22 protein-coding genes and 1 pseudogene are annotated in these 25,734 nt (G+C 56.1%); 11 read left to right on the forward strand and 12 right to left on the reverse strand.

Features of this window, described 5'->3' with window-relative positions:
- Nucleotides 1-243 (forward strand): glycosyltransferase (locus HL45_RS18950; protein WP_144240151.1); only part of this gene is annotated, 243 nt, incomplete at its 5' end.
- 55 nt (nucleotides 244-298) lie between these two features.
- Here the strand turns inward: HL45_RS18950 and HL45_RS18955 are convergent.
- The 3 genes from HL45_RS18955 to HL45_RS18965 are packed head-to-tail and all read right to left on the reverse strand — an operon-like array spanning nucleotide 299 to nucleotide 3,514.
- Nucleotides 299-1,945 (reverse strand): alkaline phosphatase family protein, encoded by a 1,647-nt coding sequence (locus HL45_RS18955; protein ID WP_049972781.1) that lies wholly within the window; start codon nucleotides 1,943-1,945, stop codon nucleotides 299-301.
- A complete protein-coding gene (locus HL45_RS18960) occupies nucleotides 1,942-2,157 on the reverse strand; it encodes a hypothetical protein (RefSeq protein WP_049972782.1) in 216 nt (71 codons plus the stop codon). The genes HL45_RS18955 and HL45_RS18960 overlap by 4 nt, the downstream gene beginning before the upstream one ends.
- 13 nt (nucleotides 2,158-2,170) lie before the next feature.
- A complete protein-coding gene (locus tag HL45_RS18965; protein WP_049972783.1) occupies nucleotides 2,171-3,514 on the reverse strand; it encodes a glycosyltransferase family 2 protein in 1,344 nt (447 codons plus the stop codon).
- 273 nt (nucleotides 3,515-3,787) lie between these two features.
- On the opposite strand from HL45_RS18965, the gene HL45_RS18970 reads away from it, so the two are divergent.
- Nucleotides 3,788-4,678, forward strand: coding sequence for an NAD-dependent epimerase/dehydratase family protein (locus HL45_RS18970; protein ID WP_368085959.1), 891 nt, complete (start codon nucleotides 3,788-3,790; stop codon nucleotides 4,676-4,678).
- Nucleotides 4,679-4,733: 55 nt separating this feature from the next.
- Here the strand turns inward: HL45_RS18970 and HL45_RS18975 are convergent, their stop codons facing one another.
- The 3 genes from HL45_RS18975 to HL45_RS18985 are packed head-to-tail and all read right to left on the reverse strand — an operon-like array spanning nucleotide 4,734 to nucleotide 10,375.
- Entirely contained in the window at nucleotides 4,734-6,356 is a 1,623-nt protein-coding gene (locus HL45_RS18975) for a hypothetical protein (protein ID WP_049972785.1), read from the reverse strand.
- Nucleotides 6,349-9,333, reverse strand: a complete 2,985-nt coding sequence (locus tag HL45_RS18980; protein WP_049972786.1) for an FtsX-like permease family protein — start codon at nucleotides 9,331-9,333, stop codon at nucleotides 6,349-6,351. The genes HL45_RS18975 and HL45_RS18980 overlap by 8 nt, the downstream gene beginning before the upstream one ends.
- A gap of 4 nt (nucleotides 9,334-9,337) precedes the next feature.
- On the reverse strand, nucleotides 9,338-10,375 hold the full coding sequence (locus HL45_RS18985; RefSeq protein WP_049972787.1) for a DUF1616 domain-containing protein: 1,038 nt from the start codon (nucleotides 10,373-10,375) through the stop codon (nucleotides 9,338-9,340).
- A gap of 399 nt (nucleotides 10,376-10,774) precedes the next feature.
- On the opposite strand from HL45_RS18985, the gene HL45_RS18990 reads away from it, so the two are divergent.
- From HL45_RS18990 to HL45_RS19010, 5 genes are all read left to right on the forward strand, one after another.
- Nucleotides 10,775-13,783 (forward strand): ABC transporter permease, encoded by a 3,009-nt coding sequence (locus tag HL45_RS18990; RefSeq protein WP_049972788.1) that lies wholly within the window; start codon nucleotides 10,775-10,777, stop codon nucleotides 13,781-13,783.
- Nucleotides 13,784-13,836: 53 nt separating this feature from the next.
- Nucleotides 13,837-14,565, forward strand: coding sequence for an ABC transporter ATP-binding protein (locus tag HL45_RS18995; protein ID WP_049972789.1), 729 nt, complete (start codon nucleotides 13,837-13,839; stop codon nucleotides 14,563-14,565).
- A 184-nt stretch (nucleotides 14,566-14,749) separates the two neighbouring features.
- Nucleotides 14,750-15,397 (forward strand): CHRD domain-containing protein, encoded by a 648-nt coding sequence (locus HL45_RS19000; RefSeq protein ID WP_049972790.1) that lies wholly within the window; start codon nucleotides 14,750-14,752, stop codon nucleotides 15,395-15,397.
- 395 nt (nucleotides 15,398-15,792) lie between these two features.
- Entirely contained in the window at nucleotides 15,793-16,725 is a 933-nt protein-coding gene (locus HL45_RS19005) for a hypothetical protein (protein WP_049972791.1), read from the forward strand.
- A gap of 26 nt (nucleotides 16,726-16,751) precedes the next feature.
- Nucleotides 16,752-17,060, forward strand: a complete 309-nt coding sequence (locus HL45_RS19010; RefSeq protein WP_049972792.1) for a hypothetical protein — start codon at nucleotides 16,752-16,754, stop codon at nucleotides 17,058-17,060.
- A 177-nt stretch (nucleotides 17,061-17,237) separates the two neighbouring features.
- On the opposite strand, the gene HL45_RS19015 is transcribed toward HL45_RS19010, so the two are convergent.
- The 3 genes and pseudogenes from HL45_RS19015 to HL45_RS19025 form a co-directional block, all read right to left on the reverse strand.
- Complete coding sequence (locus tag HL45_RS19015; RefSeq protein WP_049972793.1) at nucleotides 17,238-17,780, reverse strand: hypothetical protein; 543 nt, start codon at nucleotides 17,778-17,780, stop codon at nucleotides 17,238-17,240.
- Nucleotides 17,780-18,382 carry a DUF7437 domain-containing protein gene (locus HL45_RS19020; protein WP_049972794.1) on the reverse strand — a complete coding sequence of 201 codons (603 nt, stop codon included), beginning with the start codon at nucleotides 18,380-18,382 and terminating at the stop codon, nucleotides 17,780-17,782. Before HL45_RS19020 ends, HL45_RS19015 begins: the two co-directional genes overlap by 1 nt.
- Nucleotides 18,383-18,809: 427 nt before the next feature.
- Nucleotides 18,810-19,994, reverse strand: a pseudogene (locus HL45_RS19025) (orc1/cdc6 family replication initiation protein); the annotation flags it as partial.
- Between the two features lie 668 nt (nucleotides 19,995-20,662).
- Between HL45_RS19025 and HL45_RS19030 the strand changes: the two are divergent.
- Together HL45_RS19030 and HL45_RS19035 are read left to right on the forward strand one after the other, a co-directional pair.
- Nucleotides 20,663-20,899, forward strand: a complete 237-nt coding sequence (locus HL45_RS19030; RefSeq protein ID WP_049972796.1) for a hypothetical protein — start codon at nucleotides 20,663-20,665, stop codon at nucleotides 20,897-20,899.
- Nucleotides 20,900-21,011: 112 nt separating this feature from the next.
- On the forward strand, nucleotides 21,012-21,692 hold the full coding sequence (locus tag HL45_RS19035) for a hypothetical protein (RefSeq protein WP_049972797.1): 681 nt from the start codon (nucleotides 21,012-21,014) through the stop codon (nucleotides 21,690-21,692).
- 100 nt (nucleotides 21,693-21,792) lie between these two features.
- On the opposite strand, the gene HL45_RS19040 is transcribed toward HL45_RS19035, so the two are convergent.
- The 3 genes from HL45_RS19040 to HL45_RS19050 form a co-directional block, all read right to left on the reverse strand.
- Entirely contained in the window at nucleotides 21,793-22,278 is a 486-nt protein-coding gene (locus tag HL45_RS19040; protein WP_049972798.1) for a hypothetical protein, read from the reverse strand.
- Nucleotides 22,275-22,931, reverse strand: coding sequence for a nucleotidyltransferase domain-containing protein (locus HL45_RS19045; protein WP_049972799.1), 657 nt, complete (start codon nucleotides 22,929-22,931; stop codon nucleotides 22,275-22,277). The genes HL45_RS19040 and HL45_RS19045 overlap by 4 nt, the downstream gene beginning before the upstream one ends.
- A gap of 91 nt (nucleotides 22,932-23,022) precedes the next feature.
- A complete protein-coding gene (locus tag HL45_RS19050; RefSeq protein ID WP_049972800.1) occupies nucleotides 23,023-23,658 on the reverse strand; it encodes a hypothetical protein in 636 nt (211 codons plus the stop codon).
- Nucleotides 23,659-23,966: 308 nt separating this feature from the next.
- Here HL45_RS19050 and HL45_RS19055 point away from each other — a divergent pair, with 308 nt between their 5' ends.
- Together HL45_RS19055 and HL45_RS22005 are read left to right on the forward strand one after the other, a co-directional pair.
- Nucleotides 23,967-25,211 carry a thiolase family protein gene (locus tag HL45_RS19055; RefSeq protein WP_158413731.1) on the forward strand — a complete coding sequence of 415 codons (1,245 nt, stop codon included), beginning with the start codon at nucleotides 23,967-23,969 and terminating at the stop codon, nucleotides 25,209-25,211.
- The gene (locus HL45_RS22005) at nucleotides 25,201-25,608 is read left to right on the forward strand and encodes a Zn-ribbon domain-containing OB-fold protein (protein ID WP_158413732.1); all 408 of its coding nucleotides are present in this window, start codon (nucleotides 25,201-25,203) and stop codon (nucleotides 25,606-25,608) included. Before HL45_RS19055 ends, HL45_RS22005 begins: the two co-directional genes overlap by 11 nt.
- Nucleotides 25,609-25,734 lie beyond the last annotated feature (126 nt).

The raw sequence follows: 25,734 nt of genomic DNA on the forward strand, positions 1-25,734 counted from the left end.
TCGTTCGGCGTCCCCGCCGTAACGACGACGGCTGGCGATTTCGGAACGCTCGTCGAGGAGTCGGAAGCGGGGCTGGTCGTTCCACCGGGAGACGTCGGCGCATTGGCCGACGCGCTCGTACAACTCCTTGATGACGACAAAAAACGGGCGCGAATGGCCGACAACTCTGCGGCGATGGCAGAGCGTCTCTCGTGGGATACCATCGCACAGGAGCACCGCGAAATGTACGAATCGCTGTACTGAGTGATTCGAAGACGACAATCTGGCGGTCCGACCGACGGCAAAATAGAAGTTTCAGTCAGTCAGAGACGATACCGTCCGTGACCGATCGGACGGCACGCTTCGTGTGCACCTTCCCGTCGTAGGATGCCAAATCCGGCGACCGCGAATTGGCGAGGAGGTCGGTTCGAACGTCCCCGTCCATTGCGGTCGGAACCGGCGAGCCGAGGAGATGCATCGTCGTCGGCGCGTAATCGGCGAGACGAACCTGCACGTCGGATTGCGGTTCGACGTCGTCGCCCCACATGTAGAAAATCCCATCCATCTCCGACTCCGACGTGTGGCTGGCCCACTTTTGCGGCTTGACGAGGAACTGATTCGTCTTCATCGTCTGCGGGAACTTCAGCCGATAGGTCGGCTTCGGAATACAGACGAGGTCGGGTCGTGTCTCCGTGTATCTGCCCTCGTACACGTCTTCACCGGGAAGAACCGCTTCAAGGATGGTATCCCCGGTCGCCGGGTCGGCCATTCCGAGAAGCGCTGTTCGAAGTTCGTCGCGGAACGAGTCGTACTTTGACGCCGGAACGACGCCGTCCGAGCCATTTCGACTTCCGTTAATGAACAGTTGTCCGTCTCCAGCGACCGTAAACGCGGTTGTCTCCGACCAGTCGATGTCACCTTGCGAGATGGTGAGCAACCCTGCCATGTCGAAGTCGCTCTCCTCGCCGCTTGACCGTGCGACCATCAGTTTGAGATGGTCGTACAGGTTGGTCTTCTTGAGCGCCGTTTCAACGGCGTCGAAGAGATAGTTGTAGCCGAACGTTTTGAGCCGCGTCAACGCCCCGGATTCGAGGCTGAGGTAGTCGTTTTGATACAGCCACGAGTTCAGATTCACCGCTTTGTACACCGGCCCGTGGCCGTGGTCGGACAGAACCATCAGTACGTCGTCGTCATCCATCGTCTCGACGAGCCACCCGAGAAAGTCGTCGTACAGCGATAGCAGGTCGAGCGGCGCATCGCCGTACTCGTTCGCAAGTCGATGCTCGTACTTCGGATGTTCCGAATCGAGGAGGTGACCGACCTCGTGGAGAAAGATGTCCGGTCCGCTGAAGACGAGGAACATCGCCCTCGCAGGGTGTTCTTCGATAAGGTGTTTGACGACCGCAACCCTGTTCTCCTCGATGTGAAAGAAATCCTCGACGTAGGCGTCGAGGGAATCGGCCCCGTCTCCAGGCCCGTAGCCGGTCAGCGGCCCGACTTCGTACTCGTCGACGAGCGAATCGATTTCGGATTCTATCGTGTTCGGGTATGTGTGACACGCGCCCGGCGGTGTCGTGATGTGGTCGGAAAGATGAAAGCCGTCCGTTTCCGACGGCGGATAGCCGGGCATGACGTTCATTACGCCCGTCGGGTAGCCGTTCGCGTCGAGATACTCCCACACCGGAATGGAGTTCTCACGGAGATGTTTCGAATCCGCAAACTCGACATCGTACCCGTCGGCGTTTTTCAGAATGAAGTTGTAGATGCCATGGTTACCCGGACTCTTTCCGGTCGCAAACGTGCTCCAAGCCATCATCGACAACGGCGGACGAGTGGAGCGTGTGGTTCCTTCGATACCGCCGTCACGAATCTGCGCGAGCGTCGGCAACCTTCCCTCCCGAATCCCCCGGTCAACGAGGGACGGCGGTGCACCGTCGAGACCGACGGTGTAGACAGTGCGACTCATTCGACGTATCCCAATTGTTTGAGACGGTCGTGAACAGCTTCGTCGTCCACCTCGTCGGCAGTTTCGGCGTCGGTAGTTCGTTCGAGTTCGGTCGCGGACGCAGAGAGTACGTACTCGATGAGGTCGTCCGCGGAGTCGAACCCGTCTAGTTCCGTCGCAAGCGTCTCATAGCGTGCGTACAGCGCGTCGGTGACAGTGATATCTGTGGTCATGATTTCGGAGGATCTAATGGTTTTGCAGTGTGCTGTTCAGCGCGTGCAGGATAATTGCGGTGAAGCAGGACAAAATGCCTGCAAGTAGCGTGAACGCGGATACGATGGCGAGTCCGAGGGGGAACGTCCCCGACTGCAGGTAGTTGGAGAACGTCCAATAGCCGAATCCGAGCCCGACGAAAGAACAGAAAAAGCCCGGGACGCCGAGTGACATGATCGGTCGTTCTCGCTCGACCGTCTTGAGGATGTTCCGAACCAGTATCAGTCCGTGAGAGACTGGATTGTGACTGCTGGCGTCTTCCACATCGTAGTCGATCGTCGTTCCGATTTCCTCGAACGAGTAGTCGTGGTGGTAGCAGTGATAGAGGACATCCGTACTCGCATCCATGCGATTACCGATTGCGTCGTCGTGCGCGAGCGTTCGAATCGCTCGGTCGCTGTAGGCTCGAAATCCACTCTGTGTGTCATGAATGCGCGAACGGGGTCGAACGACACCCATACTGAGGTTCGTAAGAAAGTTGACGACGCTCAGCCCGAATCGACGGTAAAGCGGCATCTCAGTCTTGGAACCACCGTCGAATCGACTTCCGATAACGACGTCTGCGTCCGTCTCCTGTTGGGTTTCCACCAGTCGTCGGATATCCGTAGTGTCGTGTTGGCCGTCAGCGTCGAGAATGACGAGGTGATCCGCGCGTCGCTTGTCGGCCTCAGCGAACGCCGTCTTGAGGGCGGCACCGTATCCCCGATTCGTTTCGTGTTGGACGACGGTGGCGCCCGCGCGGCGCGCCGCGTCGGCGGTGTCGTCCGAACTGCCGTCGTCTACGACGACCACCTCACTTGCGTAAACCGACGATTCGGCGACGACGCTACTGACGGTGTTCATCTCGTTGTACGCTGGGATACCGACGACAACGTTGGAAGGTTCCTCGTTTGCGTCGAATTCGGTAACGGAATCGACAAGGGAATCCTCCTCGGCGTGAGAGAGACTTCGCTTGAAGTCGATACGTCGGTCGACGCGAGAGTGATATATCAGGCCGGGAAGCGAGTTCGCTTCGGCGGCCCTTTGTAACGTGTTCCGTAGCGATTCCTCGTCCGAGGTTAGTGCTGTGTCGGTGACGATGATCGCCCCGAGTCGGCGTGCCAACCGGACCGACTCGATACTCGAATTGTCCATGGATACTACCAGCACTTGGCACCCATGCTGATAGGCTCGGAGAATCACACGGACAATCTCGTCACTGTTGTTTTCAGTCGCTATTACACCGATTCCCGGCTTTTCGTAATCGAGGTCGAACTCGAGTCCGATGTTTGCGGTGGATTTGCGTTCAACTGTTGTTTCTTCGTAGTTTTTCTCCATAGTGAGGGACTCCGTACTCGCTTGACGGGGGGGTGAGCGAATTTGCAATCATTTATCCTTGTGATTTATCGCTGAATAGACCTGCGTATTTACTGTGAAATTCTATTCATCACAGATAATTCTATAATTTGTAGGAATAAGTATTTTTTTAGCGTTTTAATATAAAATATAATTTACTGTAAATATATCACATGTCCTCCTGCTTCAAAAATTCTCATATAGGTACTTAGTACATATTTAATTGTGGTTAAAAATAATATCGCGGGACATGATATTCTAGTGACCGGTGGCGCAGGTTTTATCGGAAGTCACATCGCAGAGCGCCTTGCTGATTCCAACCGCGTCCGCATCCTCGACAACCTTTCCAGTGGCACCGTGAGTAACGTCCCCGAAGGCACGGAACTGTACGAAGGAGATGTGTGCGACCCCGAAACGGTTAAATCGGCTACCGACGGTGTCGACATTATCTTTCACGAAGCCGCAGTCGTGAGCGTGGCTGAATCAATCAAAGACCCGACGCAGTGTCACCGTGTTAGCGTCAACGGGACGCTCAACGTCTTCGAACAGGCCCGCGCCAACGACGCGCGGGTCGTCCTCGCATCGAGCGCCGCCATCTACGGGGATCCTGAAACAGTACCAGTCCCCGAGTGTGCGCAGAAAGACCCCAACTCACCGTACGGAATCAGCAAACTGACGGTCGATCAGTACGCACAGCGATATCGAGAACTGTACGGTGTCGAGACCGTCTCGCTCCGTTATTTCAACGTCTACGGCCCCGGACAGGTCGCGGGCGACTACAGCGGCGTCATCAGTGTGTTCCTTGATCAATCCCAGCGCGGCGAACCGCTCACCGTCCACGGGGAAGGAACGCAGACGAGGGATTTCGTCCACGTTGACGACGTCGTACAGGCCAACCTCCTCGCCGCCACCACCGACCACGTCGGCGAAGCGTACAATATCGGCACGGGGACGCGAATCAGCATCGACGAACTCGCGCGAACGGTGCGAAACGTGTCCGATTCTCCATCGGACATAACGCACACGGAACCGCGAGACGGGGACATCGAACACAGCGGTGCCGACATCACGAAAGCGCAGAAACAACTCGGATATCGACCGACCGTTGAACTCGGTGACGGACTCGCCGACATGATGAGCGCGTAAACCGGTCGGCGAACGTTTTACTTTTTTTGCTTCCCCGCCTCCTTCCCGCGGGCGGTTAGCACCGTGTGCTCCCCGAGACGAGGACGAGCGGGTCGTCGCTACTGACCGTGTAAACGACGTTTCGTCGTTCGACCAATCGGTCGTATTGCGTCGCGTTGACCGTGGCCGGTGACGCTGGAAACAGTTGTGCGCCGACCGTCGTCCACGACCGCTGTGCGACGACCGGACAGTTCGGCGGCGCGGTTCCACCCCGCAACCATTCGTAAATCGGCGTGTATCGAGCATCAGTACCCGTGTAATAGTTCGTGGCTAAAATGGCGATGTGGCCATCGCTCGCCCACTGGCCCGGAACGTGGTTCGAGGTGAACGTCGCGGTTTGCAGTTCCGCGGGCGTCACCGTCGGCTGTGCGGGCGTGGCGCGAAGCCCCGCAAACGCGAGCGGCGAGCTGACGACGAGACAGAGGAGCAGGAGGGGCACAGCGGCACGTCGAAGCCGTCGATAGCCGGACGACTGACTCGTCCGCCGGAAACCGATATCCACGGCCGCCAGTGCCGCGAGAATGGCGACCGAAAGGTGCAGATAAATCTGTCCGCGAGCGGCGATGTCCTGATACTCGACGGTCGGATTTCCACTCAAGGCGAACCCGACGAGAACAATAGGAGCGAACAGGAGCGCGGTCGCAACGCTACTCTCCCGACCCGTCACGTATGGGAGTCCCCAGACGGCCACGAATCCGACAAGCAACAGCGGTGCGGTCAGCGCCACCGCGAGCGGTTCCGTGCTTGCGGTCCCGGGGAATACCGGGAGGAACAAGTTGGCGAGGAAGACGAGCGCGCCGCCGACGAGTATCGCGCTTGGGACGACGCGTTGGATGGTTGGCGTCGTCGTCGGAAGCCAGACGAGCAGTGCCACAAGGACGATTCCCCACGCAACGAACAGGCCGGGAAGGGCTGTCAATCGCCCAACTTCGTTGAGTCCGGCGATAGCGTAGTAGCTTCCGAGATACGCCCAGAAGCCGACGAGGATGCCGCCGCCGAGAACCCCGCCGCGAGCGGTCGGACGAAAGAGGAACGAGACGAATATCGCCGTTACAACCAGCGCGCCGACCATCGACGCCAAGTTATGCGTGATCGGGAGGAGGCCAACGAGCAGTATCGAGAAACCCGCCCACCCGAAACGGGCGGTGTGGACCGTTCGGTGGAACGCAAGCGCGAGCAAAACGACGAAGAGCAAACCGAGTCCTTCGCTGGTGACCGCGACTGACCGACCGAGATAGATTCCCTCGACTGCGAGGAAGAGCCCGGCGAGAATCGCCGTTCGTCCGACGTGCGCTCCCGTCCAGCCGAGTCGTTCCGCGAATCGTCGTGCGATAGCGGCGACAACGAGGCAGGGAACGGCCCCGATGACCGCGATGAGCGGCTGTGCGATGACGATCGGGCGAACGCCGGTCATCGTACTCGCCGCGGCCACGAACGTGGTGAACGCGTACTCGTCAGGATTCAATTTCGACCGGGCGGGGAAGTGGCCCTGTGCGATGGTCTCCTGTGCGAGCGCAACGAAGTGGAACCCGTCGAGATTGTACGGGAGCGGCGTCCAGTATAGCGGTAGCGTCCGCACTGCGACCGCGACGGCGAAGACAGCGAGCGCGCCGACGACTAACGGTCGTCGGTCACTCATCGGCATCATCTCCTGACGCCGCACGACGCTCGCGTGCTGGCGTCTCGACGAGCAGTGGTGCGGGAGCACCCGCCAGGAGCGATTTCGCCACGACGAACACGCTGACAAGCAACAGGCCGAAACATCCAGCGACGACGCCAATGATGACCGGTGCGGTCACGCTCGGCGCGGCCCGAACGCCGTAGAAGACGAGCTGTCCACTTCGGGAGAGAGCGACGACGACCAGGGTCGCGACACCGAGTGCACCGCTCACAGCGACGACACCCACTTTGAGTGCGTCTTCGAGGAGCAAGGAAAGAACGCGCTTGTGTGAGGCACCTGTGGCTCGGCGGATGCCGATACTCCGTCGATGGGAGTGAACGACGTACGCGACCGTCGCGGTCGTACCGCCGACGGTCATCGCTCCCGCGAGACAGAGGACAACGACGACGAGGAGAGACAGATTACCGAACACCGTCCGAACGGCAGTTCCTATCGCCGACGTCCCCTCGGCACCGCCGCTTGCAACCGCAGCAACGACTCGCTCGTCGCCAGAGACGACGTATTTCGTCTGCGCCAATGTGCGACCGTCGGCGGTCGCCGTAAGCTGGTGACTTCCCGGTGATTTCCGATCAAGTCGGACGACTACCGGTCGGCGCGCGCCGGGCGAAAGTGTGAGAGTTCGGCGGTGCGTTTCGGTTCCGTCGACGAGTTCGACAGTTCGCTGGAGCGTCTCGTTCCACGGATTGTACAGCGTGAGACGGGCGCTTGGGCGCGTCAGTATACCGGGGTTCTTCGGCTCGACTCGGAATCGCGAGGAGAGCGTTCGATCGGCCTGTTCCGAAACGAGCACCTCCTGCGTCGTCTCCTTGTTCCCATGTTCGACCTGAACGGTTGTCGGCCCAGTCGCCGCGAATCGAACCCGGACTCGTCCGTTTCCATCGGTTCGAACCGTTTCGTTCCCGACGGAAACACTCGCGTTTTCGATGGCGGCACCGGTCGCATTGACCACTCTGACAAGCGGCGTGCTACCGGGCGGTGCGCGCTTCGGAACACCACGGACGGCAATGGAATCTCGTGCGGCGACGGAGACTGGTTGTCGGTACGACCCGACTCTGAGCGTGAACGTTCCAGTCCGGTTGGTCGGTATCTGCGCCGTCACCGTGATGCGTTCGTTGGCCTTGACCGAGGTCGTAACCGAATCCGAGTACGCTCCAAACCGTATCGGTATCGTTCGCGTTGCGGTTCCCGTGCCGAAATTTTTGAGGTGGATTTGAGCAGTCATGGTGTTGTCTGCGGTGACCGTCGAAGGAGTGGTAACGTCAAGAACGGCGACCGAGTTCCGAGCGTCGAACTGTTCGGTGGAGTTCGCGGTTCGAATTAGGTGTACCCGTCCCTGCTCAACCCTCGAAAGGTGCCGTGCGACCGGGAGCGAAACGAGGAGTTGGTCGTCGAGGGTGCCGGTGGCGGAGTACATGCCGACGACGCGAACCCGCGCGACCGCCGTGTCCGTACTCCCCCCGACCGTGAGCGTCTCATTGAGTTCGATGTTGAGGGTTCGTGCGAGGTCGGCACCGACGACCGCTTCGTCCGCGTGCTGTGGTCGTTGACCCGATTCCAGCGTTGCGCCCGAAACGTTCTCGAACGACGAGTAGTCCGCGCCGCGGACGAGCATCGGTTGCCCTTCGTGAACCGTAAACGAGAGTATTTCGGGGCTCGCGCTCATCCCCTGTTTTCGAAGGACGTTCGCGTACTCTGCCGGAATTTTGCTTGCGATGGGATGTGCGGCGTTCGGGTCGGAAATCGTGGTTCCGCTTGTTGTCGTCGATGTGGCGACGACGGTGCCGACCGAGGCAACCAGAATCACGGCGGTCACGAACACAGCGAGCGTTCCAAGACTTGGGACGAGAAGCCGCCAGTCGAGCACGCTGAGCGACCCGAGATCCCTGTTTCGAGACGGTATTCGAACGGATTTTCTCCCGTTTGGGAGGCTATCGGCCCGCGCCGGTAACCGTTGGACAGCGGGACGAACTGCGAGAACGCCCGCCACCACGCCGATGACGACGATGCCCGCGTACATCGGGAGGAGGACACTGGCGAGTCGAGTCGTTACCCGCGTCTGGAGCGACGTCGGAACGCCCGCCGAGACGCCAATGCTCACTGCGACGTTCGTGAGAATGACACCGGCGGCGTAGCCGAGAAGCGTCCCCACGAGCGCGAGCGCTCCGGTTCGCGCTCCAAACAGGAGGACGAGGCTCCGTCGTGACCCTCCCGTAGACCGAATGACCCGGATGGCTCGGAGCCGGTCACGGACGGTCATCCGAGTGATACCGAACACGACCACACCGACGATGATTCCGACCCCGATGGCCATCATCTGGAGGACGGAAAGAACATGCTGCGTCCCGATTACGAAAAACGAAAATGCGGAGCGAAGGGGCGTTCCGCCGCCGTTGGACGAGGACGGCGGTTCGACGACGAATGCGCCGGTCACGCCGAACCGCTCAACTGTTTCGGTCGAAGCGGTGTACCAGTGCGGCGGAAAGATTCCGTTCGACCGATTCTGCGGAACTACCTGTACGGTTCGGCGAGCGTTTGTGCCCGCGAGAGTTCGGTTCGTCGGTGCTCGGATGCTCTCGAGGGCGACCCCGTTTTGGGGCGGCGACGCTATCGCAATCGACGTTCGGTTCCGAAATTCGCGTGTAGTGTCGGACGGCACTCCGACTACGTAGGCGTCGGTATCATTGGGCTCCGTGACGACCGCGACGGGAACGACGAGCGCGTCGTCGCCGTTCGACGCTTGTGCTGACGCCATCGACTCGTAGTAGATCGCCTGTCCGTTCACGTCGTACTCGTCGGCGATGGCCGCGGTCTGTGCCCCCATGGCTCCGACGACCAGCGTCGTTCCGGTAAGAAACGCGACGGTCGTCGCAATGACAACGATGGCCAACGAGTCCCGTCGTGACCACCGCGTGAGCAACAGTCGTCGGTACCCCATGATGTTACCCCCGCTGGCGCGCCGTGGTGTTCGCCGTCGAGTTCGTTCCGGAAACCGAAATCCAGAGGTGGGTTTCCTCGTCGGCGTTCGAAACCGTCGGGGATTGCGGAACCGACCCCTTGTACAGAAGGAAAACGAGTCGCAGTCTCTCGCCGGTCATGGTCGGGTCGATGGAGCGTTCCGTTCGCCATGTCTGACTGGAGTCGAGCGGGCGCTGTGCCCGCCACAGTTCGTCGCGTTCCGTCACCGTACTGGCGTTCCCGCCGGAGACGCGCTGGAGTTGCGTGACAATAGTGTAGGAGACGGGATGATGTTCGACGTTCTTGACGCCGACGTGTATCGGCTTCGACTCGCCGCGACTGAAGTTGGTCGGATAATCGCTTGCGGTGAGGGTTCCGGACTCGTTCTCGGTAAGTAGATAGAATTTCGTGTAGGAATCGCCCTGTTTCGGAGCCCCGACTGCGTAGCCGATACTCACGACCGAGAAGAGGAGCACGACGACCAAACCGACATTCAAAATCATGTCGGTACGCGTCTCCGTGTCGAAGAGTTCGGCTCGGGCCGCACTGACCCAGTCACCGAAGGATGGATCGACACAGCGGTCGTCGGATACCCGCTTTCGACGAATAGCCGCGGCGACCGACCCGACAATCGCAATTCCACCGGTTGTGAGCGTTATCGGAGCGGGACGAATGCCCGTGTCCGTTAGGTGGAGCGCGATGCCGACGAAAACGACAACGGCGATACTGATGCTAATCGAGAGGACGACCCGTTCGAGTCCGTCAATACCGTGCTTTGCCTCTGCATTGTCCGACTCGTTCGACCCCGTCCGCAGTGGGAACACCGCGGCGACGAGAGCGTATCCGGGGAGGACGAAGACGAGAAGGGAACCGAACAACAACTGTAGCGGCGTCCCGCGGGTTACCGGAAGCAAAACAGTCGCACAAGCGGCCAGAGAAAGGAGAGAAACGAACAGCAGATCGGCTGGAAGGGAGCCAACTGTTCGTCGAGCGAGCAAGCGAGAACCGGTGTTGGAAGGCATTCGTTCGGACACTGGTCGTACTCTCACAAAAAACTCGCGTATAATACAAAATTTTTTAAATATTAAAACTTAAAAGTATGCTACTGTTAGTATTGAATTTTTTAAATTTCTTTGATCTATGAACCATCACTTAATATACATTTGTGATATTTGTGAATTCAATAAGTTAAAATCGAAACGCGTGTTGATTGTAGTCGTGCAACTGCTATCGCGGTCGGTGCTCACCCCCGGTCAGTCCCTCACCGAGTGCGTCCGAATCACCCTATTCGATCCCCTACAACAGTGTCAACGCCACCGCGAGTCCGACCCTGCCGGAGTGAGGTCGTATCCCGAGTCGGCTGATTCGAACGGGCCGAATCGGCGAACCGATATCGGTTTTCGAAAACGGGTACTCGGACAGTGACGAACCGTCGAACCTATCGACAGTTGTTGCTGGTTCGATGGTCGCGCCGCGACAAACTCACCATCGCCATCATCGCCGTGACAAGCGGTTTTCTCGTCGGAGCGACGTTGCTGTTGCTCGCCACGAGCACCCAAACCGCAGGGGTGGCGGCCCAGTTTACCAACTCGATGTCGGTGTCGCACTACGACACCAACCCCGCCGCCGAGCGCGCAGCGTCGCAGTCGGACATCGTCCTCCCGACCGCTACCGTGTCGCAGAACGGAACGAACAGTCGGGTCGTCGGCGTGCCCACCTCAGCGCCGACGGTGCTCTCGGAGCTTTCCGTCTCGTGGAAAACGGCGCGGATTCCACCGCCGCCGGAGGACGGTACCCTGAAAGGCTCCGTCGCGAAGCCGGGCGTTCGCCGGTTCCACAGCGCATCGCAGGACACGCGTCACCGGGTGGTTCCGTACACGAATTCCGATTCGATTTTCCCTCACTCGTGGTACGTTTCGACCCCATCGACGGTTCGCTCGTTGGGTGCCGACGGTGCGTTCGTCGTCCAAGTCGATGGAGGAAATGGTCTCCGTGACGCTCGAACGGGAACGATGAGTCCGTCGCTTTTCCTCTACTTCTTGGCAGGCGTTCAGGAAATCGTCCGCGTCCTGTCGATGGTAACTATCGGGGCATCGGTTCTCATCCTCATCGTCCTCTACAACGTGACGAAGATGAGCGTGCGAAATCGAATGGAGACGATTCGGATTATCCGTTCGACGGGCGGAACGCCGCGCCAGATCCTTGCTTTATTCGGGATTCGAGCAGGACTCATCGCCCTTGCAGGCGTCCTGCTCGGCTATGCGGCCGGTGTCATCGTGACGCGGTTTCTGGTCAACGCGGTCATCTACAGCGGCGTGCGGATTTCGCTGAACCCGACGGTGACGAGCGAGAGCGTCCGCCTTTTGGTTCCGATACTCGCGGGATTCGTAGCAATCGGCGGGGTCGCGGGCGTGGCGGCCGCGTGGCCGACGGTGAGAGTTCCGCCGGGGAATCTAACGACCGTCGAGAGCAAAACGGAGCGAGCGTCGGCAAGTACTACTCGCGTCGGTCGTATCCGCGCCGTGTTGACGACCGAACTCCTGAACTGGCGTTCCATCGTTCCCGCGACCACGACGCTCACCATCTTCGCCCTCGTCATCCTCCTTTCCGGTTCGTTGCTCGGTGCAGTCGCACCGTTGGCGAGCACGTCCAGCGGAACCGTCTCCGAACCCGAAGCATCGTATCCGATGGCGAGTCGCATCGACGCACAGTACGCGTCCGTGCTCCGTTCGCAAGGGCTGACCGCGAGTCCGGAGATACTCGTCGTGCAGGTTCGAAACGGTCAACCGTTTCTCGCACGAGGGGCGGAGTATCGGTCGTTTGCAGCCGTCTCCGACGCGTCGCTGGTTCGGGGCCGACAACCGAAGACGAAGTACGAGGCGGTCATCGGCCGCGACCTTGCGGCGACACTCGACCTTTCGGTCGGCGATTCGATCACGGTCGGCGGCGCGACGACACCCTCGATGACGCGGGTTTCGATAGTCGGCATGTATCGAGCACCGGGAATACTCGACGACCAGTTGGTCGTGCCGCTCTCGACTGCCCACGACATTTCAACGAAACCGGGAACCGTCCAGTTCATCCGAACAGCTGGCGGACAGCCGAACTTCTCCGAGTCGGGTTCCGCATCACCGGGCGGCATCGCGGTGACTGGGCTGACACTCCCCTCGACTGCGACGACACAACAACCGGTTCCGGTCGAACTCGACGTTCGAAACTTCGAAGATGCCGAACAGACGAGACGGCTGACGGTTCGCGTCGGCAACACCTCGGAGTCGCGCGTCCTCACCCTCAAACCGAATCAACAGCGGCGCGTCACGATTCCGGTCTCGGTGAACCGCCCCGGAACCCACATTCTTCGTGTCGGTTCCCGAGCGCGGCGTCTCACCGTCTATCGACAACCGCCGCTCTCGCTCGCCGGCGTTCCCGAGGCGGCACCGTCGGATGCGAGGATGGCGGTTCCCGTAACCGATACGGACGGTCGCGCCGTTTCGGGGGTTACGGTACGTCTCGGCGACCAAATGACTCGCACGAACGAGCGCGGCATCGCGCTCGTTCGGGTTCCATCGAATCCGGGAACATACTCGCTGACGGCCGAGAAAGGCGAGCGGAACAACACGACCGAACTCACCGTGGCGACGGACGCATCTCGGCAGTTGACCGGGCGGGTCGAGGTTCGACCCAAAAGTGCGAGCGTCTACGCACGCCCGACGGCGGACGTGACGGTGCTGAACCCGTGGGAGCGCGAAATAACTCGACGTATCAGCGTCGTCACACCCGCACAGACGAAAACCCGAACCGTGACGGTTCCGGCGACGAACGTTTCGACGTTCGAGGTACGCATCGGAAACGAATCTCGGAACGAACGCGTTGCGCCTGGGAAATACACCGTTCGCCTCACATCGGACGGAAACACGCTCGACTCGGCCAGCTACACAGTCAGGGGCGACGAGCGCGTCTACTCCGTCCTCGCCCAGAACGGGGAATACTCAGAGGGAACCGGGCTTGGACAGGCCGTCCAAAGCGTTCTCGGTAACCTTCAGCTCTTGCTCGTCGTGATGACCTTCTTGGCGGGGTTGGCGACTGTCGGGAGTACGACGGCGACGTTCGCACAGGCGGTTCACGCCCGACGACGGGCGATTCGAATCCGACGTTCGACGGGCGCGACTCGGTGGCAAGTTCTCCGACTCGTCCTCGTCGACGTGTGTCGGATTTCCATCCCGGCGACGCTCGGCGCGCTCGGGGCGGCGATAGCCGTGATTTACCTCCTCGAAGCGACCGATCTGCTGATTCTGTTCGGCATCCAGTTGTCCGTCTCTCCGTCGCCGTTCGTCTTCGCGCTGACAGGGGCGAGCGCATTCGTGCTGGCGAGCGTGAGCGCTATCGTCGCCACGATTCCGTTTCTCACTCGAAGCCCGGCACCCGATTGATAAGTTCAATATGTAGAAAATAATTTTATGCCCGGTCTAAAATATTCATAACTGTGGCCGAACCAGTACTCGAAGTCGACTCGGTCAGCGTGATGCGCGGCGGTACGGAAATCCTCGCGGACGTTTCTCTTTCGATTCAAACGGATACCCGCTTGCTCGTCCAAGGGCCGAGCGGTGCCGGGAAGACGACCCTGTTCAATGTGCTCGGACTCCTCGATTCGCCGTCGTCCGGCACGGTCTTCGTGCAAGGTGACAACACGTCGAAGCTCAAAGAACGGGCGCGGGCCCGCCTCCGACGCGAAGCGATCGGCTTTATTTTTCAAGATTTCCAGCTCATTGCTGACCTCACCGCGTGGGAAAACGCGGCACTCCCCCAAGATCATACCGGCGACCGTGACGAGGAGTGGCTCAAATCGCTGTTCGACCGATTGGCGATCGGCGACCTCCGCGACCAGTATCCAGCGACGCTCAGCGGAGGGGAAAAGCAACGCGTAGCGATAGCGCGCGCGCTCGCAAACCGACCCGCAGTAATTCTCGCCGACGAACCAACGGGGCAACTCGACCCGAAAACGACTGATCGAGTTCTCGAAGTTCTCTTTACCCTCCAAGCGACGACGGAAACTTCGCTCGTAACGATTAGTCACGATACACAATTGAGTTCACAGTTCGACCGTCTTGTTCGACTCGAAAACGGAACTATCGTCGAAGGAGAGGGCGGAAATCCGAACCGGAGTGGGTCGAGTGAACCGCTTCGTGAAGGTTCGACGCATTCAGGTGAGTGATCGCGGGCAAATCGAGGCGGCTCGCACAGCGATGACGGCAGCCAGCACTATCGTGTTCGTAAAATCAATTTACAAATCAGTACACACGATTTGGTATAGATTTTAATATATACTAATCTTTTTATAATTTTACTATTATTTTTGGCAATCTATTTACGTTAAATCATCCAATATATGAATGAGCATGGTTGATTCAAAAAAGCGACAAACGCTCCAATTGGTCGGAACCGCTACCACCGCCCTCGCAGGTCTCGGCGTCGGCTCGACGACAACGGCGAAGCGGTCGAAAATGCCCACCTCCACACTCTTCAGTACGGGTCTCATGACCGGCAAAGAGGTGGTTCCACCGGTAAAATCCCCCGGGAAAGGGATTGCCGCTTTCGTTCCGCGCTGGGAACAAAAGCGAATAGATTACGCGCTGGTATTCCACAATCTAAAGCAGACGCTCAACGGTGTCAAGCTCTCTCTCGGTTCGAAAGGGGAAAACGGCCCGATCGTCGTCGATCTAATGCAATCCGCATCGGAGCAGTCGAAAGCCCTTGACGGAACCGGTGCGGTCATCGTCGGTTCCATCACAATGGACGACTTAGCACAGGTGAAAGCCCTCGGAGACGTGACTCGCAAGTTCTGGGAAAAAGATGCGTATGTCGAAGTTCAGAGTTCCGCACACCCGGAAGGAGAGATTCGAAGTCAGGTCTGTGCCGTTCGGAAGCTAGATGTGGATTTCAAAATGAATGTCAAAGTCGATGCGAGCGACGAGTTCGAGTTGGACTACTCGACGGATTTAAAAGTGAAGTTGAAAGAGGCTCGCCGCCCCAAAGACGACTGTTAACGATTTCCCGATCGAACCTATGGATGGCTTAAGTCAGACGTAGACAACCAATATCCGTAGCAACTCACCATGGGCAAATATCGATTCATGTAGAGTATCTCTACGGATTATTCAGCGCTAAAGCGTTATCTGCTGTTTTACGGGTGTTTAAGGTTAATTCTAATCTTAATGTCCTTCTAGGACTCATCACTACTCAACCAGAACAAGGCACAACTCTTAAGATTAGAATTAAAATTAAGCAGTGTGGCAGTGGGTTGTCGGTTATCCAGAGTTGCAGTGAAGACGCTTAGCTCTGGGATTAGTAGTTGAGGAAAACGGCTCAGTGCCACTTCCCAACTCAACCAGCAGATTAATCTTAAGATTAGATTTAAGGTTATACACTCCAGTGTCGATGTATGGGAACGGACCAATTCACACAAGCACTTGACGACACTGAAAGCGTGCAAAAGCGCTATGCAAAACAGCTAGGAATCAAACCAGATCGAATTCCCTTCACAGCAGAGACGCTACCAAATTCTGAGGTTGCCGTCCGTGTGAACGATGACTTACTAAACGAGGTTGCCTCACATATTCTAAATCGAGCAGGACACGTCTCGATCATCGACCGGCGCGGTGCAGGGAAGACCCACTTTCGCGATCTCGTCTATGACGCACTCGCAAACGGCCCCCGAAGCGAAGAGTTCCACATTGCACGGATTCGGGAAGTCGAGTCTATCACAACACGACGATTCTACACGCGACTACTAGACGAACTATCCCAGTATGAGAACCTGGAGATACCGGATAACTATCCGCATCCGACCGATGAAGTTCGACAGATCGTCGAAAACGTAGCAACTCAGCTCGAAGAACAGGATATCGCCTGCATCATCCAAGTGGATCAGCTTGAGGACGCAGCACGCAACACACGGACGTTCGAACAACTACTCGCCGCGTTGCAGAGTGTCGGTGACCTCGGTGATGAAGAACCAGTCTTCCTGTTGTTCCTGTTCGGCACACCGGTAGCAAGTGAGCGAATCGACGAACTTCGCGAGACACTTACCTCTCGTCTCGTCGCGAAGGATCGATCGCTGGAACGCTTCGACTTTGCCGAGACTGATGAACTGATCGGACGGTGGCTCGCGTTCGCACGCGAAGAGGAGTACAGTGATGGCTATTCATCTGATCCCTACAGTGCAAGCGCAATTGACGAGATTGTCGATCGAAGTGACGGGACTCCCCGCTCGATTCGGCAACAGTGTTACCACGCATTCCGTGCTGGTGCACGGCAGTTCGATGACATCGAAACCGTAGAGATTGACGACTCGACACTTGAGCAATACACTTAAGCTTAAAGGTAAGATTAAGATTAACAATGAGTAATCCACTGAACGATGCGATGGATGCAGCGGAATCGGATGGGGAGACAAACGAGGAGACGTCGAAAAGCGAATTCGACGCGGACGAGTATCTGAACAAACTCGGGGAGGGACCGAAAGAACAGACCGTTGGGTTCTCGGTCGACGAGCCGATGCACCGATTCTACAAAGAACTCCAGAGCGACGACAACATCGAATTCAATGTGGCCGAGTCATTCCGCGAACACCTAAAGAAGTTAGCTCGTCGTCATCCGGAAACGTTCGAACGCGCGATGCGGAAGTGGGAAATCGATAGAGAATATTAATCTTAAGGTTAAGTCTAACACATTTTTCGCAGTTCATGGACGTTGGATGAAGTTTGATCTTTGGAATGTGGTGTGAGAGGAGGAGTCAGAGAAGGTTGACCATCTTAGAGAGAACACTGATTAGCTAGCCAAGTTAATTTTAACTCTAAGATAAGGAGATTGTTCGAAGATAAATTGTCATGGAGATTCGTATCTCTCATGTGCTTCACGCTGAAGCGCGAATGTATCGACGGTCTTGACTCGGTCACCGTACCCATGCTTTGTGAGTGCTACTTCAATCCCACGACGAGCAGCTTTATCGGCGGTATAGACGGTAACAGACTCAGCTTTATTTTGGTCAAGTAGCTGTGCTGCGACGCCGCCGATTGCAGAGTCAGCTTTTTCGACCGTATCGGCGTCTTGTTCAGTTGCAGTGGCAATATAGCGCTGCACAATATCCATCGTGTTCGAAACGACCGGATTCGCATAGGCAAGCTCATCTGCGAACGTGGCCCAGCCACGGTCAAGTGCTAAATCGATTGGCTCGCCTGCTGTCGCATATCCATTTGGCCCACCACTCAGCTCTTCATACACTCGTTGTGGAATCGTGAACACGATATCGTGTTCCTGAGCAATGCGTTCCAAGAGCGCGAATCGACCAGACTCAGGGCGACCGAAGGCAATGAAGAGATTGGTGTCGGCGATATGATCTTCAGTGTCTGGGATAATTGAGAGCGGCATTATTTGGAGTGCTCGGAGAGATCCTCGTCGTCGAGATCCACCTGTGCGTCGATTGCATCAAGGTCGAGATCGTCCTGAGCGTCCGGTTCTACATCGACAATGATCTCACGGAGTTCTTGAAGAATGGTTTCGGCCTCAAGCACGGAGAGATCTAACTCACGGGCCATAATTCGCGACGTCATCTTTCCTTTGACATATGCACGTGCATACTCGGTCGCGATTGCGAGTCCCGCGGTTCCATGACGATCGCGGTAGAGTTCGAGATTCTGATTGTCCGTACACCGGGCAAGAGCGGCAATCAAAGTCGGAGTGATCTCGTAAGAGCCCTCGTCAACCTCAACAGTGATCAAGAGATGCGGCGCTCGATATCGGTGGGGCTGTGTCTCAGTCACGCGTTCGAGCAGACCCATATCGGTAAGCCAGTTTACATCTTCGTAGATCGTCGTCGACGAGTTGTCGAGACCGGCTGCAAGTTCATCGACAGTCGCGGTATCACGTTCCCGGACACGCGTGTATAGTTGGGCTAGTCGCGGATGCGTGAGCACATCCGAAATCGCGAGCATCGTGGCGATCGGATGGGTATCACGTTTGGTCGCTGCCATACTTTCCACTTTCCGCGGAAAGCGTATAGCTCTGCCGCAGCATTGGACATGGAACCTCAGACACCACGGAAAGCATGGATTCGATGATCTCTCCTGGTCTCGAATTTATGCGGACTCGGTGGGGGGTGATCCGCCGAAAAAACAGGAAGTAAACCTGTTATACGAGAAGTCGAGATACGATGCTAACCTTAAGATTAAGGTTAAGTTTGATACAATAGCTTTGACTCTGAATCAGCGTTGGAAGTTTGTAACAATGCAGACATCTAGGAGCGTTTCGAACGAGCGATAGCAGAGCAAGAGATCGGGGAACAATCACACCATTAATTTTAACCTTAAGATTAAAGACACCCATCAGTCCCATCTGAGCTAAATTAGCGACGCGATATCGTCTGGGCTCAAAATTCGACTACGAACCGACGAAAGAACACTAGACCAAATTTTTCGCCGTCGCAACGCTGACCAGGTCTTCGACGACGGAGTCAATACGATTGTCCTCGGCAAGGATATCGAGTGTTGCTTCTAGGTCGGTTTTCAACTCGAATCGATAGTGCGACCCACCTTGAATCCCGGTATTCCGAGTTGTTGCAAGAAGGAATCCTTGCATCCCGAGACTTTGGAGATGGTCGCGTACACAACGTTCGACAAGCTGATTCCCATCAAGACGGTCAACGATTGATTTGTACTTCTGGTACACCTGTCGAGTCCGAGCTGGGGTCTCTTCATCAATCGCAAGCGAAACAACCGACAAGAGAGCGAACTGATCCTGTGTCGTCAAACTGCGCATCCCTTCCTCGATACGTTTGCGTTCGAGAATGTCGCGAGCCTCGCGTACGTGAAATTCACAGACCAGTTCATCGTCGTGGTTGAGGGCTATTTCGCCCGATTTATACAGAAGACGAATGGCTTGGCGGGCACTTCCCTCGTCCTGAGCAGCAAAGGCCGAACAGAGTGGAATGACATCATCTTCAAGCACACCCTCAACGAATGCTCGATCTGCACGTCGCTCAAGAATCGACGTTAGCTGGGTCGCATCGTATGGGGCGAATTCGATTTCCGAGTCGTACAGCGAATCCTTGACCTTTGGCGACAGGTTATCACGGAACTGGAGATTGTTGCTAATGCCGATAACGCTAACCCATTGATCTTCGATATGCCCGTTCTTTCGTGCTCTCGGAAGCTCGTAAAGGAGTTCGTCATTACTACTGATTGTATCAATCTCATCGATAACGATAATGATTGTATCCTCAAGCTCGCTGATTTCATCGTACAGGAGATCAAACATCGACTGCTGGTCGATGCCACTCGGTTTCTTTGTACCACCGCGGATTTCCTTAATGAGATGAGCACAAAGCTGGTAACTCGTCGTTTGGTTGTTTGCGCTGGTCTTGGTAACGCTTAGGTTGAGATCATCTTGGTTCTCAGCGTACTCCTGAAGCAGATTGATCTCGTGATCGATAGCGACGGTCTTTCCTTGACCAGTTTTTCCATACAGGAACAGGTTGTGAGCGTTAACCCCTCTTGTTGCAGGAGCGAGAGCGTTCCTGATTTCTTCGAGTTCACCTTCCCGCTCGGGAAGTTTCTCGGGTATCCACTCCTCTTTGAGAACACTTTCATATGTGTCCGCATACTCGGTTCTCTATATACCCCCGCCCCCCACCATGTCCGGATAAATTCCCTCGTGAGAGAACCACCTCTTCAACTGGAGTCGGCAAGAGTACTAGAATAGGCAAAGAACTAACATAGTAGTCGTTCAATCAAACCCGTACTAGCGAAAGATCAAAATAGAATTGAATGGTTCTAGTGAGAACCCAGTGTCAGTGAGAACGTCTGACGCTATCGCGGCTAAATTATGCGGACATGGTGGGGGACGTCCCCTATCCCTCGAGATTCTCAACGAGTTCCGCTGCTTGAGCACTCTTGATGATTTTGGAGAGCAAGCCCATCGCCGAACCGTTTGATTGTGTTGGGCATTGGTGGTTAGTATTATATACTAACCCAAGAGCGTTCGCCTTGGCGTTGGTGGCGAGAAACGCTGGGACCGCGAATCCTCTCGTGTCTTCAGTTTCACTTCCGCTCTGGTTGGCTGAACTCTTTATCCGTCGGGTACGAAGCGTAGACTGCAGTCAGCGCAACCCAGCAGGTGACGTGGGTTCTTGTGCTCATCCCAACCCATGTACCCATGTTGTCTGCTTTTTCCCCTTGTCATAATGAGCTAAGTAGTGTCACGAAGAGACTCTGTCCGAGGGTTTACTTATCGCGTCCTCGAATTTGGTCGTACGAATGGGTCCAAACGAGACGTCGTCACTCACACCGCTTGCGCAAGACGCGCTTGATGCACTCGCGAGCACAATCCAACCTGGTGGTGAACTCACCTACGAGCAAGCCTATGCTGTTCTGGCTGAGAAAGAAGATCTCGAGCGACCTACTGCCGAAGATATCATCGAACGGCTGTACAATAAGGGTCATGTGTACGAAGTCGAGGGAAAGCTTCGACTCACCGATTATGGGTCTGAATAGCTGGACTCGCGTCGGTGCCAGCGTTATATTCTGGTCTCAAATTCAACGTCGCCACGCTCCTTCACGAGACAGATCATCAGGGATTGTCCATGGCATTGTCGATAGCGTGTGGGTGACGCCGATCGAAGGCGAGGAGCAGATGTCACTGTGTGCGCTTGTATCGGAGATTTCTGAAGAGGTGGAGATTCGGCTTGAGCATGACGCCCACTACGACTGGATTGCGTTTATGCCGTTACGTGATTCGGACGCTGGTACGTTAACGAAGTACTTCGGAAAGGTGGCTGGTGAAGATGAGTACAAGTATCGGGGCATCGAGTGTCGCCAGCGAAGTACGCCTGCGTATATCGACGAGGCACAGAAAGCGTTGATTCGAGCGGTCGATGCGTACCGTGATCCAGAGGCGGTTTGTGAGGAATTGCGGTTGTGGGTTGATCGGCTTGAGCGCGGGGCGGTCGATCCGAATGAGTTGGTGATCACGAATCGTGTCTCGAAGAAGCGGGAGGACTACACGCAGTCAACGCGGAGTGTGACGGCGTTGGAGCGAGCGGCTGATTTGGGGTTGACGGGGCCGTCTGATCAGAGTGTCTGGTATGTGGTGGTTGATGATTCGAAGCACTCACGGGAGCGAGTGATGTTAGCGAGCGAGGAATTAGACGAGTATGATACTGGATTTTACCGGGAGTTGTTGATTCGTGCGGTAGCGAGTGTATTGTCACCGCTTGGGTGGCGTGAATCTGATATTGAGCAGGAACTGGAGCAATATTCCGAGTCCAGTTTGGCGTCGTTCGGGTAACATTCTATCGAACTGCTATGTTCTCTCTTTCTTTGTTGCCCCTGTCGGATGGTTCTCTCCCCAGCCGAGGGATTTTTGCTTTGATTGACGGTGCTTTTGATCAGTCGCTACACAGACAATCCGTAGTTCGAGTGAGATTGACGACTTCCTCATGAAGTTTCGTCGCCAGTTGATAGATCGTTTGGACACGGTACTCACCAGCGATGCCGGTCCGGTAGTACGATTCTGATCGGTTTTCCTGCCAGAGTGCTTCGAGACGATCTGCAACATCTTCCGAGAAGAGTCCTGCCTGCACCCCGTACTCGTACACTTCGGTGTGCGATTGTCCAGGAATATCGTTCCCACTTGCTTCGACATAGAATTGGATTGAGCGCTCGATTGCAACGAATGATGCTTCGATGATCACCGTGTAGTGGCCATTACGATCGATAAGGAATTGAGCTGCATCGAGCAACCGACAGGCCTTCCGCAATTGAAGAATAGTTGGATCGGTCACGAACTCCAACCCTGTTTCTGGATTGTCAGGTGAGCGTTGGAACGCGTCTTCAGCATTAGCGAGTGCGTTCTCAATTTCTTTCGACGTCATTCATTCCCTCCGAAGATCTCTTGCTTGATGTCCTGGAGCATGTCTGTTGTGTAGAGTTCTATTCCTTCTTGGAAAATCGGTCGAAGATCTGCGCCTCGTCGGCGGGCACTGGCTGGTGATTCGACGAAGGTTTCGAATTCGTATCGCTGCCCGTTGATCGCCTGTGTTTCGAGATCCGATTTAATCTTCGAAATTGTTCGTCGTGTGGCTACGAGTTCGTTGTCGTCGTCTGTTAGCACGAACAGATCGATATCGCTGACGCGATCCGCCTCGCCGCGTGCGACGCTGCCAAAGCAAACGATGCCAGCGATCGATGAAAGTTCCTCGGTGACGCGGTCTGTGAATCGTTTGAGCGGTTGTCGAAAGATCGATTGCGGGATCCCCAGTAATGGGTCGTCGGCTTCATGCAGATGATCGTCGTTGATTTGGTAGAGGGTTTTTCGACCAACGTCCCGGCGTGTAACCAACCCAAGTGCAGCAAGCAGTGTGAGTGCCTTCGAAACGCTTGGACCGCCGAATCCGGTGAGTGTTTGTAACTCACGATTCGAGAATTCTTGTGTCGGGTTTTGAGCCGTGATTTCGAGGATATCGTCCATCGCTTCATACCTGAAGATCTGTTCGTCTGGCAATGGAAGGCGTAACTCTACACGCATACTGTTATATGTGGCATAAACGTTTACACCTCATATATCTGTTGTGCTTATGGCACCTAATCGCTCTGCAGGCAAGTCAGAAAGCAACCAGTTAGCACGTGCCACCTGCACCACCAGCCGCTCCAGCACCAGCACAGCTCGCTGCACTTGCGCTTGCACTCGCCGCGGCAGTCGTCCCGGCAACGATGATCGCTGCATTGTTCGTCTGGCTATAGTTTGTACACTCGCCCCACGCAACTGGTGCAATTTCATCGTCAATATCATTTGCAGCGAATACAGCGTCGCGCAGATCCGCGAGCGTAAAGCTAGCGTCAGTTGCATATCGGTCGACGAGTTCGTCTGTTAGGAGAACGCGCCGACACTCCTCTGCCTCGAAGAGTTTGTCGCCATCAAACGTGAACTGGATATCATAGTGGCGGACGAAGACATCGTCAAAGGGGGCTTGCATCGCGAGTGCAGCTTCGCCGACGAGGTCCCACACGAGATTTTGATCGGGATTTTCGACATCCTCTCCGAGAGAAAACCGAGCGATCGGCACGACGATTGGTTCTCCGTCAGGCCCTTCGTTGACAACCGCGACACCTGTTACACCACAATCTTCAACGGCATAGCCGCCACGTTCAACGGCCTCGTGGAGTGCTTCATCCGCTTTGTTCTGTCGCGATTCCAAATCGACTTGCTCGTCTGGAGTGTCACTGCCGAGGAGTCGTTCGAGGAGTGAAGGCATTGTACCGGAATCATTCGTGTATAGTATCTTTGCTATTTGGGTGGCGGAACAGGTTATTGACGAGCGTGAGCATGTCCCTCGAAGTAACCAGGTTGACGGAGCGGTTTACACGGCCACGCGCTCAGGGATTCCACTCATTGGACGCCACCAAGACAGGGACTAATCGATTATACCGTTGTAATAGAGGGGGATCGCGAGAGCGACCCCCTCCATTTCGCAGAAATAGATGCACTCCACCGTACCCAACCGATTACTACTACCATGGGTCACCGACAGTGCGGTGTGAATCTCGTGTGGTAGTACCGCTGATGGATGTTTTCCAACACGTTCTGGCACCAATGATTTCCTCTAACCTTCTTGGAGATCGGTATCGTATGCAATTGAGACCAATGAAGCCAGTGCTAATCGGGTATGGCGAAACGAGCGTCGGAGAGTCACTCAACTGCAGATACGAGGAGCTGAACATGTGGGCGACACGCGAAGCATTGCGAGATGTCGATCTCGAACCAGACGATATTGACGGACTTATCGCGACTGCACCCTTTCGAACGGAGCGATTTCCACTCCCTCGGCTGATCGAATATCTTGGAATCGCTCCACTCAATTTTGCAGAACTCACTGGCGTCGGTGGTGCATCCCACGTGACCTCGATTCACCGAGCGGCCGGTGCGATTGAAAATGGACAGGCCGAGACGATCCTCGTCGTCGCCGCAGACGCTCTCCATTCTGACATCGGACCACGAACAGTTATCGAAGAACTATCCGACAGTGTCAGCGAGTTCGAGGATCCCGCCAACATCGTTCCCTCGCTCTATGCCCATGTTGCAAACTGGCACCTCGATACGTTTGGGACGACACGGAAACAACTCGCCGAAATCGCAGCCATCGCTCACGAGCACGCGTCGCTGCAGCGGGCGGAACGTGCACACCGACAGGAAGCGAAATCAGCTGATGAGATTCTCGACGCTCCGATGGTTGCAACTCCGTTGACTGCAGATCAGTGCGCTCTAATTTCCGATGGCGGAGCGGCATTCATCGTGACCACCGAAGAAAACGCAGCCGAGCTTGATCAAGTACCAGTCCGTCTGACCGGGTTCGGCGCACGACATACTCACGATCACATCTCTCAGATGCCATCGTTCAATGAGACGGGGGCGATAGAAGCAGGGCAGCGAGCAATGGCCGAAGCAACTGTCGATCATGCTGATATCGACGTCCTTCAAATATACGACTGCTTTACGATTACCGTCCTTCGAATCCTCGAAGACCTCGGCTTCTGTGAACGCGGGAACGGTGGCGACCTCGTTGACAGTGGTGCTCTTCGATTAACTGGAAAGTGGCCACTCAACACTCACGGCGGGGCGCTCGCCCAAGCACATCCAGGAATGCCCTGTGGGATTTTTCATATTACCGAAGCACTCCGTCAGCTACAAGGACGAGCCGAAGCGACGCAAGTTGACAACGCATCGACAGCGCTCGTTCATGGAAACGGAGGAATCTTCTCAACGCAAGCAGTGGCAATCCTCGAACGAGGTGAGTGTCATGCCGACTAACAAGCCGATTCCGACATCGACGACCGAATACGAACACCAATACTGGCAGCGCGTGGCTAACGGTGATGTCTGTATTGCCCACTGTCAAGCATGCGACCACGTCTATCATCCTCCACGCCGATACTGTCCAGACTGTTACTCCGACGAGTGGGAGTTTGAGCCAATTGCAGGCACTGGAACGGTGTACGGCTATACCAGTATTCACCGTCCAACGGAGCGATTCGCGTCAGATACCCCGATCGTGTCCGCTATCATCACGTTAGACGAAGGGCCACGGCTCATGGGACGTGTCGCGTGTGATTCTGAAGCAATTGCGGTCGGAACCCGAGTCCGTCTCGATACGTCAGGTCTCTCCTCAGACAACGTTCGTCTCACCTTCGAACTACTAACGAAGTAAGAAACTCAGCAAATCAATTTCTGCAAGATAAACCAGTGGGCATAAATTCACAACGGCAGCAATTGTCACGCGTTGAGACCCCAGTCAATGTCTTCGTCAACGGCTGCAGCTTCGACTTCAGGATGG

The sequence above is a fragment of the Haladaptatus cibarius D43 genome (assembly GCF_000710615.1).
In the GTDB taxonomy this organism is placed as follows: Archaea; Halobacteriota; Halobacteria; order Halobacteriales; family Haladaptataceae; genus Haladaptatus; species Haladaptatus cibarius.

What these genes read in the sequence shown, in the direction of transcription:
- HL45_RS18955 (WP_049972781.1), bottom strand. Translation starts at nt 1,945, where the DNA reads ATGAGTCGCACTGTCTACACCGTCGGTCTCGACGGTGCACCGCCGTCC.
- HL45_RS18960 (WP_049972782.1), bottom strand. Translation starts at nt 2,157, where the DNA reads ATGACCACAGATATCACTGTCACCGACGCGCTGTACGCACGCTATGAG.
- HL45_RS18965 (WP_049972783.1), bottom strand. Translation starts at nt 3,514, where the DNA reads ATGGAGAAAAACTACGAAGAAACAACAGTTGAACGCAAATCCACCGCA.
- HL45_RS18975 (WP_049972785.1), bottom strand. Translation starts at nt 6,356, where the DNA reads ATGAGTGACCGACGACCGTTAGTCGTCGGCGCGCTCGCTGTCTTCGCC.
- HL45_RS18980 (WP_049972786.1), bottom strand. Translation starts at nt 9,333, where the DNA reads ATGGGGTACCGACGACTGTTGCTCACGCGGTGGTCACGACGGGACTCG.
- HL45_RS18985 (WP_049972787.1), bottom strand. Translation starts at nt 10,375, where the DNA reads ATGCCTTCCAACACCGGTTCTCGCTTGCTCGCTCGACGAACAGTTGGC.
- HL45_RS19000 (WP_049972790.1), top strand. Translation starts at nt 14,750, where the DNA reads ATGGTTGATTCAAAAAAGCGACAAACGCTCCAATTGGTCGGAACCGCT.
- HL45_RS19005 (WP_049972791.1), top strand. Translation starts at nt 15,793, where the DNA reads ATGGGAACGGACCAATTCACACAAGCACTTGACGACACTGAAAGCGTG.
- HL45_RS19010 (WP_049972792.1), top strand. Translation starts at nt 16,752, where the DNA reads ATGAGTAATCCACTGAACGATGCGATGGATGCAGCGGAATCGGATGGG.
- HL45_RS19015 (WP_049972793.1), bottom strand. Translation starts at nt 17,780, where the DNA reads ATGCCGCTCTCAATTATCCCAGACACTGAAGATCATATCGCCGACACC.
- HL45_RS19020 (WP_049972794.1), bottom strand. Translation starts at nt 18,382, where the DNA reads ATGGCAGCGACCAAACGTGATACCCATCCGATCGCCACGATGCTCGCG.
- HL45_RS19030 (WP_049972796.1), top strand. Translation starts at nt 20,663, where the DNA reads ATGGGTCCAAACGAGACGTCGTCACTCACACCGCTTGCGCAAGACGCG.
- HL45_RS19040 (WP_049972798.1), bottom strand. Translation starts at nt 22,278, where the DNA reads ATGACGTCGAAAGAAATTGAGAACGCACTCGCTAATGCTGAAGACGCG.
- HL45_RS19045 (WP_049972799.1), bottom strand. Translation starts at nt 22,931, where the DNA reads ATGCGTGTAGAGTTACGCCTTCCATTGCCAGACGAACAGATCTTCAGG.
- HL45_RS19050 (WP_049972800.1), bottom strand. Translation starts at nt 23,658, where the DNA reads ATGCCTTCACTCCTCGAACGACTCCTCGGCAGTGACACTCCAGACGAG.
- HL45_RS19055 (WP_158413731.1), top strand. Translation starts at nt 23,967, where the DNA reads ATGGATGTTTTCCAACACGTTCTGGCACCAATGATTTCCTCTAACCTT.
- HL45_RS22005 (WP_158413732.1), top strand. Translation starts at nt 25,201, where the DNA reads ATGCCGACTAACAAGCCGATTCCGACATCGACGACCGAATACGAACAC.